Genomic DNA, 11,233 nt, shown 5'->3' on the forward strand with positions numbered 1-11,233 from the left:
CCGCCGCGATCCGTTGAACACAATCCAGAAAAGCGCGCACTTTTGCAGGCGGCATGTGGCGTGACGGATGATAGGCGTAAAGCGGAAACTGCTCGTCTGACCATTCCGCCAGGATCGTCGCGAGCGCCCCGCTCTCAAGCCACTCGTCCAGGCCGATGGCAAGGCTCTGGAATATGCCTTGCCCCGCGAGACCGGCCGCGACGGCGGCGGAGGGATCGTCCAAGACCAACCGCCCCGACGCCTTGATCTCGATGGCCCCGTTATCCCCTCGGAATTCCCAGGTGAACGGCCGCCCGGTCTGCGGGTCGCGGAATAGGATGCAATCGTGGTGCATCAGGTCGTGGGGCGTGGCTGGAATGCCGTGACGGTCGAGATAGCTTGGGGCGGCACAGGTAAGCACCGGGACGTCCAGCAGTTTGCGCGCGATCAGCGAGGATTCGTCCGGCGGACCGAAGCGCACGGCGACATCCGCGCCGCTCATCAACTCTTCGCGATAGTTGCTGGTGGTCAGATCGAGCGACAGTGCGGGGTAGCGTGCCAGGAATTCACCGATCCTCGGCGCCAGCACCATTCGCGCGAACCAGGGATCGATCGATACCCTGAGCCGCCCGCCCACGAATGCCGCCGAACCGGCGGCTTCGGAGGCCGCCTCCTCCAGTCCGGCCAGCAGCGGCATTATCCGGGCATGGAAGCGCGCGCCCTCCTCCGTCAGCGCGACCTCGCGCGGATTGCGGTCGAACAACCTGACACCGACACGTTGTTCGAGCCTCGCCACCGCACGGCTGACCCCCGATGGCGTGAGACCGAGAACATCCGCGGCCCGCACGAAATTGCCCGCTTCCATCACCGCCCCGAAAACACCGACCCCGGTCAGCAGCCGCGTGTCGAAACTCATGCCCTAACTCCGTTGCAAGGTCGATGATCGTTAATAGCCCATCATGATGATTTTGAGTCATCTTATCTTTGATCTTATTGCGCGTGAATCATCGCGTCGCTTCCCATAGATGATTTTTGAGCGCCGGGACGGCGCCGGCGGCACACCGGACCGCGGAAGTCTCCGACCTTGCGAGAAGGAATTCATCCATGAATGCGATCTCACGCAGAAGCCTGTTGGCGCGTGGCGGCCTTTTGCTGGCGGCGGGCGCCGCCGCGGTGAACACGCCGGTTCACGCACTGGCGGCCAACCGGCAAGCGCGGTCCGGCAACTTCAAGTCCATCAACATGGCCATGGAACAGGCGGTGCGCGACGGGATCGTCGCCGGCGTCGTTGCCACCGCGGCAGGACCAGACAGCATGATCTACGAAGGAACCTTCGGAAAGGCCAGTACGGCCACCGGAGCAACGATGCGCGCTGATACGGTATTTTGGCTGTTGTCCATGACGAAGGCCTTCACCGCCACGGCCTGCATGCAGCTAATCGAGCAGGGCAGGATCAATCCCGAGGACGATGCGGCGAAATATCTGCCGGAACTCGCCAATCCGATGGTGCTGGAGGGCTTCGACGGCCACGGCCAGCCGCGCCTGCGCCCGGCCAAGCTGGCCATCAAGGTGCGTCACCTGCTCACACACACCTCCGGCTATACCTATTCGATCTGGAGCGATGCACTAACCCGCTACGAGAACGTCACCGGCATGCCGGACATCGCCACGTGCAAGAACGGCGCCTTTCTGGCACCGCTCGAATTCGATCCCGGCGAACGCTGGCAATACGGCATTAGCATGGACTGGGTCGGAAAGCTGGTTGAGGCGGTCAGCGACCAGTCTCTGGAAGTCTATTTCCGCGAGAACATCTTCGCCCCGCTCGGCATGACCGATTCAGGCTTCCTGATCGGAAGCAAGCAGAAGGCCAGGGTCGCCACCTTCCACAACCGTCGCGAAGACGGCGGCCTGACGCCCGCGCCCTTCGAAATGCCCCAGCGGCCGGAATTCTTCATGGGCGGCGGCGGCGGCTTCAGTACGCCGCGCGACTACATGGCCTTCCTGCGGATGCTGCTGAACGGAGGCACTCATAAAGGCGTACGGGTGCTGAAGCCGGAAACGGTCGCGTCGATGATGCGCAACCAGATCGGCGACCTCGACGTCCATGCCATGAGGACTGCCCAGCCTGCCTATTCGCAGAGCTTCGACCAGTTTCCCGACGAGCCCCACAAGTGGGGATATTCGTTCGACATCAACACGCTGCCCGGTCCGAACGGTCGGTCGGCAGGCAGCATTTCCTGGGCCGGCCTGCTCAACTGCTATTTCTGGCTCGACCCGGTCAGGAAGGTGACCGGCGCCATCTTCACCCAGCTCCTGCCCTTCTACGACCAAAAGGTCGTGAAGCTCTACGGCACATTCGAGCGCGGCCTCTACGACGGCCTCGCCTGATCCATCCCGATTTCAACACAAGGAGACATATCATGTATGCGATTACAGGAATAACTGGCAAGGTCGGCGGCGCGCTGGCGAAAGCCCTGATCGAAGCCGGAGAACCGGTCCGTGCGGTGCTGCGCGATCCCGCCAAGGCGGAAATCTGGCGCAAGCGCGGGTGTGAAATCGCCTTCGCCGAGATGGGCGCCGCCGCCCAGCTTGCTGCCGCCTTCAAGGGCGCCACTGGCGTTTTCATTCTGCCGCCGTCGGAATTCGACCCTGCGCCCGGCTATCCGGAAGCGGCCAAGCAGAATGAGGTGCTGACGACCGCTCTCCTTGCTGCGCGCCCGGAAAGGGTCGTCTGCCTCTCCACCATCGGCGCCGACGGGGAAGTGGACAATCTGTTGAGCCAACGGGCGATGCTGGAAGAAGCCCTCGGCGAGCTCGATTTTCCCGTCACCTTCCTGCGGCCCGGCTGGTTCATGGAAAATGCGGCCTGGGACGTCGCGCCGGCCCGCGACGAAGGCGTGCTGCACAGCTTCCTCCAGCCGGCTGACAAGACCTTCGCCATGGTGGCGACGCAGGATATCGGCCGGCTTGCCGCCGATCTGATCCGCGAGGGGTGGACCGGCAAGCGGGTCGTGGAACTTGAAGGCCCGTCGCGGGTCTCGCCCAACGATCTCGCCAATGCCTTCGCGTCGGCACTCGGGCATCCGGTGCGGGTGGAGATCGTCCCGCGGGAAAGCTGGGAGGGCCTGTTCCGTGCCCAGGGTACGCGTAACCCACAGCCGCGCATGCGCATGCTCGACGGCTTCAACGAAGGCTGGATCGACTTCAAAGATAACGGACAGAACAGCGTCAAAGGCAAGACACCTCTTGTGGAGGTGATCGCGGCGCTTGTCCGGCAAGCCGCCGCGACCGAGGCCGTTTGATTCCACCCTGAAAACACAGCAGACGGCACGGACATCCGCCGCCGCCCCCCTCGCAACCTGAAAGGAACTATGATGGAACGGCCGTGTAACGAGAATGCGGACACACGACCAACTGGTGCCCCCGAAATTGGCCGAAGCGACCCTTATCGGGGCTATGCTGGAAACAAAGGCTGCCGGCCTAGCTCCTGCGGCTCGGATCGCTATCGGCGCCGTAACCGGCCGTCCTGCACCGACGCTGGGGCGGCCGTCTTCCGTAACGGACGTTCAGCCCGCAGGCCGCGAGTGGGCCGGTCACGGCGCTGTCCAGACGGGGCGCGCCTATCGACGCAGGCGCTTCCTTGCACGTTCAAGGATTTCCTCCGATAGTGGCGTCCCCGACGCGATTCGGGCCAAGGTCATTGCGCCGATCATGGTGGCGTAGTCCACCATGGCTTCGCCGCGGGCCTCCCCAGAAAATCGATCTTCGACCAGCGCGTCGATCATCTCTTCGACGACAGCCACCGCCGCCGCCCGCGTCTTACCTGAGGACCGGGCAGCTTCGCTCCCCAACGCCGCCATTGGACAGGTAGGCGTACCCGCATCGCGATGCTCAGGGGACAGGTAGCGGTCCAACGCAGCGTTCCGCCCCTTTTCTGCCCGGACCTTCCCGAGCATGTCCGCAGATGCGTTGCCCGCAGCGACGAGCGCCTCGGCTATCAGCTGCTCCCTGTTGCGAAAATGCTTGTAGAAGCCGCCGTGGGTGAGGCCGGCGGCAGCCATAACGTCCGAGAGACTGGCCCCGGCGATGCCCGTGCGCCGGATGCAGTCTGCGGCCGCGGTGACGATGGCGCGCCGGGTTTCAGCGGCTTCCTTGTTTGACTTCCTCAACGACGCTTCCTCGCTACCGCTCACGAACGAGCCTTGACAGGTTAGATGTTATATGACATCCAAATAGATGTCATGCAACATCTAACTGATTACTAATGAGAGGAGAGGCTCATGCTGAACCAGCAGACCAGAGCCATCGATGCCAATGTGCCAGAAGCGGTAGAACTCACACGGCTGGGCGTGTCGGGCGCGGCGGAAGCCATTCGCCGGGGCGAGATCAGCGCCGAAAACTATGTTTCTGCCCTTCTCGCCAAGGCGCGGCGGAAAGAGGGCCTGAGAGCTTTCATCACCCTGGACGAGCCTGGCGCCCTCTCCGCAGCCCGCGAAGCCGACAAGGCCCGCGCCAAGGGCGTGAACGCGCCGCTGCTCGGTGTTCCCCTCGGCATCAAGGACAGCTATCTCACGGCCGGCTTGCGCACGACGCTGGGAGTCGGTTCGCTCAGAGACTTCCAGCCAACTGAGGACGCGGACGCCATTGCGACGCTCAAGGCGGCGGGCGCGATCGTGCTTGGGAAGACCAACCTGGTCGAACTTTCCTATGGTTTGACAGGCGACAACGGCCCTTATGGCCAGGTCGGAAACCCGCATGCGCCCGACCATGTAACCGGCGGTTCGTCGAGCGGTTCGGCGGCGGCGGTCGCCGCCGGCCTCGCTCCGGCGACGCTGGGCGGGGACACGATCGGGTCAATCCGCGTCCCCGCCTCCCTATGCGGCGTCGTGGGGTTCAAGCCGACAACCCGCCGCTGGCCGCGCGCAGGGGTCGCGCCGATCTCTCACACACTCGATACGACGGGGGTCTTCGCCCGAAGCGTCGAGGATTGCGTCCTGATCGATCAGGTCGTCACCGGTGCGCCGGCGGCGGAGCTGGACTCTCGCGCCGATCTCAAGGGGACCCGTTTCGCCTTTGCGCCGCGCCAGTACCTGAACCCAGTGGACCCCGAGGTCGAGGCGCGGTTCCGCAACACGCTCCTGCGCCTCGCCGAGGCGGGGGCCGAAATCGTCGAGATCGATCTCGGTGGGGACTTCCAGGCGCTGGCCCTTCGGACCACGTGGAGCCTCTTCTTCCGCGAGACCAAGGCCTCGCTGAGCGACTTCCTGGAGCGACACGCGATCCCCGTCGCCTTCAAGGATCTGCACGTGGGTCTGCGCGCAGGCGTCAAGGACGCCTGGGACCACTTCGTCATACCCGGCGCGCCGGGCTACCTGAGTGAGCAGGCTTATCACGCCCTGACTGCCGACCGCCTGGCGGTGAAGGAACGCATGAGCGAGATTTTCACGCGGCATGGTGCCCACGCGCTGATCTTCCCGACGACGCCCTGCACGGCACCGAGGGTTGAGCGCCAGATGCAATTCACCGTGGGCGGCCAGGCGGTTGATTTCCGGGCATTGGCCAACAACACCATTCCCGCCAGCGCTGCTGGACTACCCGGGCTCAGCCTGCCGATCGGCCTTGACAGCCATGGCCTCCCGATCGGCCTCGAGCTCGACGGGCCAGAAAGCGAGGATCGCGCGCTCCTTGGTCTCGCGGCGCGGGTGGAGAAGGTCCTCAGGGCAAGTCAATAACCTTCTAATCGCTCTCGAAATCCCGCCCCTCATCATTTGGAGACAGCCAATGGCCACCCCCACGGTCGAGACACGCCCGTTCACAAACGAGCACATCACCATCCGATCCGCCAATCCCTTCACCGAGACGAAGGCCAGGCTTGAGAGCCTCGTCCCGCGGATCGACGATGGGATATTCACACTACTGCGATACGGCGAGGCCGAGCGCGCTTTGCGCGAGCTCGAAGCTTCGGCGAACCTGTCGATTTTCGGCTTCCGGGACCATGGCGCGCTGTTGGCGATCGCAGGCCAGAAGCGGCGCTCCATCCAGTATGACATTGGCAACCCGCTTACGGCCTCGAAGATGACCCGCCACCAGCTTTCCGCCGGGATTTACGCACCCATCCGCGTCCTGTTGCGAGAGGACGGAGAAGGCTCGGCGTTCGAGTACGACCGGCCCGCCGCCGTTTTCCGCCAGTTCGGCGACCCGCTGGTTGACGTCGTCGCGCAGCGTCTCGACCAGGAACTGCAAGCCGTGCTGCAAGCTGCGGCGGCCTCAGGTTCTGAAGACGCACAGCCGCACGTGGAAGGAAGGGCTTCGTGATGCCGAAACAACAGCGCCGCGTCATTCTGATCAACACCTTCCGGTTGAAGGCAGAAGAGCCGGCGGAATTGATAGCTCTGCTAACCAAAGTCACAGAAGAGTCGGTCGCGACGGCCCTTGGCTTCGAAGGCGCGACACTGCATCTGAGCCTGGATGGCGAGCGGGTTGTGATGTATGCGCGCTGGCGAAGCCTCGCGGAATATCAGGCGATGCGCGCAGGCAGCAGCTCGATGAGCGCGCTTCGAGAGATCATGGAAACTGTGATTTTCGAGCCCGGCGTGTTCGAGGTCGTACGTGAGTTTCGGCCGCCGGACGTCTGACCTCACGGCCGGGCTTGTTCGTTTAATCTCAACTGAAAACTCCTCCGGATGCGTCGGAACGCTACGTTCTCGCCCTACAACGACTGTCTCCGACCGAGTTCATAGGTGACGCTTCATTGCGGGGGCGAACGTCGGTGTAGCCGACATCTGGCGGAAAGCCGTCGCCGGTAATGGAACGCGTTCCCATGCTCATCCGCCAACGGCGTTCTCAGCCAATCTATGCGGCTGCTTATGACCCACCGTTCCCACAAAGCGGACTGACTGGATTATCCGAAGCCAGGCATTCCTGAGCGACCGCTTGCCCGGAGGAACGAACGGCCGCTTTTGGGGGGATCGATGCCGGTGAGGCCGAACGGCCGATATTGGACGCAAAGCTGCCATTCGGTATGAGTTAAATTCGGGCAGCGAAATAGCTGGATCAGCTTCCTGAATCAAAATGGACGAACCGCTTCGTAAACCACTGACGAATAACGACTGTTTTAGCCTCTGCGGGTCAACTTTGCATATACAATCAATACGTAGAGGGGATGGTTAGCCAACCGGTTTCCTTCATATTCTCTCGTATGGTCCGGCGAACCTAAGACCAAGAAGACAATTAGTTTTTTGGGAGGGGTGCCTCAGTGCAATCCACAGAGAAGATCAATCACTGCATTTTGACCATAACGCTAAGTTGGCTTGGCCCTCGCGCGTAACTCGGCTGTGTCGTTGCGATCGAGATGTCCTGGGACAGCGCAGGCCAGGATCGGCGACAGCGCGCATGAGCGTGCCCCGGCGTTTTCGCGGTCGGGCAGCGGAGCTCGAGGATGGGCGTTGTCAAAGGTTTGATTCGCCATTGCCATCCGGAGCTCGACAACATCCTGGTCGTGCCTCACACTCCGAGGTGATCAAGAAGACTTTGTTGATCTTCGGCCATCTGATGGTTCGTCATTTCTCTGACGATTTTTCCATTTTCGATTACGTAGTACCGGTCGGCGACCTCGGCGGCGAATTGAAGATTCTGCTCGACTAAGAGAATGGTCAGTCCTGTGGACTTGATATCTTTGATCAGTGCACCGATCGCATCGACCACGACAGGTGCCAGCCCCTCTGTCGGCTCGTCGAGCATCAGAAACGAAGCGCCCATGTAAAGGGGCCGCGCTATCGCTAGCATCTGCTTTTCCCCACCCGACAACGACGCGGCCTTTTGCGAGCGCCGGGTTTTGAGGATCGGGAAATACTCATAGATCCGGTCGAGCGGCCAGGCGGTGTCTCCGTTCGCACGGCCGATCGACAGATTCTCGTATACGTTCAGCGTCGAGAAAATTCCGCGGTCTTCCGGCACAAAACCGACCCGCATCTTGCAAATCCGCTCAGGCGAGAGATCGATGATTTCGGTTCCGATGAAGCGGATGCTCCCGGTTCGTCGCGGAATATCGCCGATGATCGACTTCAGCAGCGTGGTCTTGCCGGCACCGTTTCGCCCCACCAACGTTACCACTTCGCCAGTCTGGACAGACAAGTTGACGCCCTGCAAAATATGGCTTTCGCCATAATAGGCGTCGAGATCCGTTATCTCCAGCATGCTCAATGGCGCTTTCCCAAATAGGCTTCTATCACCCGGGGATCCTGTCGGACGTCGGCGTAGCGACCGCGCGTTAGAAGCGCCCCCTGCTGCAACACAATGATCTCATCGGCGACATTTGCGATGACACCGAGGTTGTGCTCCACGACGATGATCATGCGGTCGACGGACAGTTGCGCAATAAGGTCCGTCGTACGCGATACATCTGCCGTCGTCATCCCAGCGGTTGGTTCGTCGAGAAGGAGAATCGTTGGGTGTGCTCCCAGGGAAATCGCGAGCTCCAAGGCGCGTTTGCGGCCATATGGCAGGTCCCCTGCGGGTCGACCGCGCAAAGAGGACGGAATTCCGACCTGATCCAGCAGTGCCGACGCTTCCGGCCGGTGATCCTCATGCCAGTCGATCTTTGCGAAGGCCTTCGTACCCCCGTCTGCTCGGCGCTGCACCGACAGCACGACATTGTCCATGACCGAGAGATTGGGGAAGATGCTCGTGATCTGAAAGCTGCGCACGATACCTTGGCGAGCAAACTGCTCGGCACGTAAACGAGTCATGTCCTGGCCGTTGAACAGCAGCCGACCACGCTTCGGCCGATAAAACCCGCTCAAGACGTTGAACAAAGTCGTCTTGCCGGCCCCATTAGGGCCGATGATGCCGTAAACCGGCTTTCTCTCGAATTTCAGGCTTAAGTCATTGATCGCCTTGAAGCCGCCGAAACTCATCGTGACGGACTGCAGTTCCAGTAGCGGCATCACGGTTCCGCCAGCGCTCTCGCCAATGTTCTGGCCACAATCAGGCATCGGCTGCATCTCCCGTAGCGACAACCCGATCGGGCTTCGATGCATATCGCCTGCCCGAGCCAGACATTTCGGCGGGTGGAACGCGGTCAACGGAATAATGCACGATTTCGCCGAGTATGCCGCGGCGGAACAGAAGCACAATGGTGACGAACAAAATGCCAAGGAACAGGCTGCCGCTGTCCGTTATCGACGAAAGCGTGCTGCGCATCATCAGGACGACGCCGCTGCCAACGAATGGCCCGAAAATGGTGCCTGCTCCGCCCAGAAGCGTCATCATGACCGGCTCTCCGGACGCCCGCCAGCTGACCATCTCGAGCGTAACGAACTGATGGTTTAGCGCATAAAAAGCGCCTCCGATCGAACATACCAAAGCCGAAAACACGTAAGCCTTCACTCGCAGGCTGTATACATTGTACCCAATGCTCATCAAGCGCTGCTCGTTCTCGCGAGCGCCGAGAAGCGCGAGCCCATAAGGCGATTTGAGAAGCCGTAGGATGGCGTAGACCACCAGTGCCACAGCGCCCAGAGATACATAGTAGAAGACCCTATCATCGCCCAGATCCAGCCCCAGGAGTGTCGGCCGAACCAGCCCATGCAGGCCATCCTCGCCCCCCGTAAAGTCGGGAAACTGGTTGATGATGAAATATACGATCGATGCGAACGCGAAAGTGATCATCGAGAAATAGATCCCCTTCTTTCGCGCGACGACCAAGCCGAAGAGGAGGCTGACAGCCGTACTGGCGGCGACACCCGTGAGCACGGAAAGTAGCATCGGGACCCCGAGCTTAACCATCAGAATGCCGGTGATATAAGCGGAAGTGCCCCAATAGGCCGCCTGTCCGAAAGATAGCAGGCCACCGAATGCGAACAGAAGATCGAAACCGAGGGCGAACAATCCCCATAGGATGATATCGGTCGCCAGGACCGGATAGATCACCCAAGGAAGCAGAAGGGCGGCAGCAAGCGCGACCAAGGCGGCAGGCCTGCTCAGGAATACCTGTCGCGCGCGCTCCGTCATCGGTGTGTAGTGAAGCGCGAAATGAGAGATGTCGATGCCCTGGAAGATACCGCCGGGCCGCACCAGCAGCACAACAAGCATAAGGATGTAAATGACTGCGGTGGACGCCGGGGCATAGAAGATCGCTGCGATGGCCGAGACGAGACCGGATGCAAAGCCCATGACCACCGAGCCGGCAATCGACCCCATCCCGCCGGCAACGACCACAGCAAAGACGAAATTGATCATCTCTTCGCCCATGAAGGGTGACACGTTGCGCAACGGCGCCGAGAGCGCCCCAGCCAGCCCGGCCAGAGCCGAGGCAAAGAAGAATGTCCCGGAAATGAGGAGGGGTACGTTCCCACCGAAGCATTTGAGGAGATCGGGCCGCTCCGAGGCCGCCCGGATAAGGGCGCCCAAACGGGTACGCTCCAGCGCGAACCATGTACCGAAACACAAGCCGATCGATACTATGACGACAAAGAGACGATATTTCGGATAGGAGACGAACCCAAGGTTGACGGCACCTTTGAGAAGGTCGGGCACAAGATAGGGCGCGGACGTCACACCGTAGAATATCCGGACGACGTCTTGCATGATCAGCGAGAGGCCGAACGTTAGGATCAGAACATACGCAAGGTCGAGGCCGTAGAGGCGCCGTATAAGCAGCCGTTCCAGCACGATGCCAGTCGTGCCAACAAAGACGGCTGAAACGAGGAAGCCGACCCACAACGAGAGGCCGAATTGAGACCCCAGAACCAACGCGGTGACGGCGCCAAGCATGAACATGGAGCCATGCATAAAATTGACCACGCGCATCATGCCGAAAATGATGCTCATTCCGAGGCTCATCAGCGCCAGGACCCCGCCGCTCACCAGCCCATTGAAGAGCAATATCGCATAATATGACATTAGGTAGAACTCCGGATCCCTGCAGGCCAGATGCGTCCCGGCGACGTCGATAAACCGATTCCGGGAACTATGTCGTCCTACTCCCAGTCGTGCTTGCAGGTGCTGTCCGTCTCCGGATAATACGCCTCGTCACCTGGAACCGAGCCGGTGATATCAAAAAAGTCACTATCGTTCTTCACGCCCGACGCGGGCTTGACCTGACCGACGAAGGTGCGCTTGACCACAAGATGGTCGCTCTTGCGCATGAGCGCGTCCTTCGCGAACATGTCGCTGAAACGTCGGCCTTCAAGGACTTTCGTCACCTTGTCGGGATCGTCGGTGCCGAGTTCCTGGACCGTTTTCAGCACCTGAT

Annotated in this window: 10 protein-coding genes and 1 pseudogene; 5 read left to right on the top strand and 6 right to left on the bottom strand. The window is 61.1% G+C overall.

What is annotated here, in order from left to right:
* The coding region (locus tag EN984_RS08010) for a LysR family transcriptional regulator (RefSeq protein ID WP_164765403.1) at nt 1–895 on the bottom strand (895 nt) is incomplete at its 3' end.
* Nucleotides 896–1,083: 188 nt separating this feature from the next.
* Between EN984_RS08010 and EN984_RS08015 the strand changes: the two genes are divergently transcribed.
* Together EN984_RS08015 and EN984_RS08020 are read left to right on the top strand one after the other, a co-directional pair.
* A complete protein-coding gene (locus EN984_RS08015; protein WP_127269703.1) occupies nt 1,084–2,367 on the top strand; it encodes a serine hydrolase domain-containing protein in 1,284 nt (427 codons plus the stop codon).
* A gap of 32 nt (nt 2,368–2,399) precedes the next feature.
* Nucleotides 2,400–3,281, top strand: a complete 882-nt coding sequence (locus EN984_RS08020) for an NmrA family NAD(P)-binding protein (RefSeq protein WP_127269701.1) — start codon at nt 2,400–2,402, stop codon at nt 3,279–3,281.
* Nucleotides 3,282–3,599: 318 nt separating this feature from the next.
* Here EN984_RS08020 and EN984_RS08025 read toward each other — a convergent pair whose 3' ends face one another.
* Entirely contained in the window at nt 3,600–4,172 is a 573-nt protein-coding gene (locus tag EN984_RS08025; protein ID WP_127269699.1) for a TetR family transcriptional regulator, read from the bottom strand.
* Between the two features lie 87 nt (nt 4,173–4,259).
* On the opposite strand from EN984_RS08025, the gene EN984_RS08030 reads away from it, so the two are divergent.
* The 3 genes from EN984_RS08030 to EN984_RS08040 are packed head-to-tail and all read left to right on the top strand — an operon-like array spanning nt 4,260 to nt 6,614.
* The gene (locus tag EN984_RS08030) at nt 4,260–5,711 is read left to right on the top strand and encodes an amidase family protein (protein WP_127273204.1); all 1,452 of its coding nucleotides are present in this window, start codon (nt 4,260–4,262) and stop codon (nt 5,709–5,711) included.
* A 49-nt stretch (nt 5,712–5,760) separates the two neighbouring features.
* Nucleotides 5,761–6,294, top strand: a complete 534-nt coding sequence (locus EN984_RS08035; protein ID WP_127269695.1) for a DUF302 domain-containing protein — start codon at nt 5,761–5,763, stop codon at nt 6,292–6,294.
* On the top strand, nt 6,294–6,614 hold the full coding sequence (locus EN984_RS08040; protein WP_127269693.1) for an antibiotic biosynthesis monooxygenase: 321 nt from the start codon (nt 6,294–6,296) through the stop codon (nt 6,612–6,614). Before EN984_RS08035 ends, EN984_RS08040 begins: the two co-directional genes overlap by 1 nt.
* A gap of 868 nt (nt 6,615–7,482) precedes the next feature.
* Here the strand turns inward: EN984_RS08040 and EN984_RS08045 are convergent.
* From EN984_RS08045 to EN984_RS37610, 4 genes and pseudogenes are all read right to left on the bottom strand, one after another.
* Nucleotides 7,483–8,175: an ABC transporter ATP-binding protein gene (locus tag EN984_RS08045; RefSeq protein ID WP_127267179.1), complete on the bottom strand. Its 693-nt coding sequence runs from the start codon at nt 8,173–8,175 to the stop codon at nt 7,483–7,485.
* Nucleotides 8,176–8,177: 2 nt separating this feature from the next.
* Nucleotides 8,178–8,972 (bottom strand): ABC transporter ATP-binding protein, encoded by a 795-nt coding sequence (locus EN984_RS08050; RefSeq protein WP_050580513.1) that lies wholly within the window; start codon nt 8,970–8,972, stop codon nt 8,178–8,180.
* Nucleotides 8,965–10,881, bottom strand: coding sequence for an ABC transporter permease (locus EN984_RS08055; protein ID WP_127267174.1), 1,917 nt, complete (start codon nt 10,879–10,881; stop codon nt 8,965–8,967). The genes EN984_RS08050 and EN984_RS08055 overlap by 8 nt, the downstream gene beginning before the upstream one ends.
* Nucleotides 10,882–10,958: 77 nt before the next feature.
* A pseudogene (locus EN984_RS37610) lies at nt 10,959–11,233 on the bottom strand (hypothetical protein); the annotation flags it as partial.

This window comes from Mesorhizobium sp. M7A.F.Ca.CA.004.12.1.1 (assembly GCF_003997835.1).
In the GTDB taxonomy this organism is placed as follows: domain Bacteria; phylum Pseudomonadota; class Alphaproteobacteria; order Rhizobiales; family Rhizobiaceae; genus Mesorhizobium.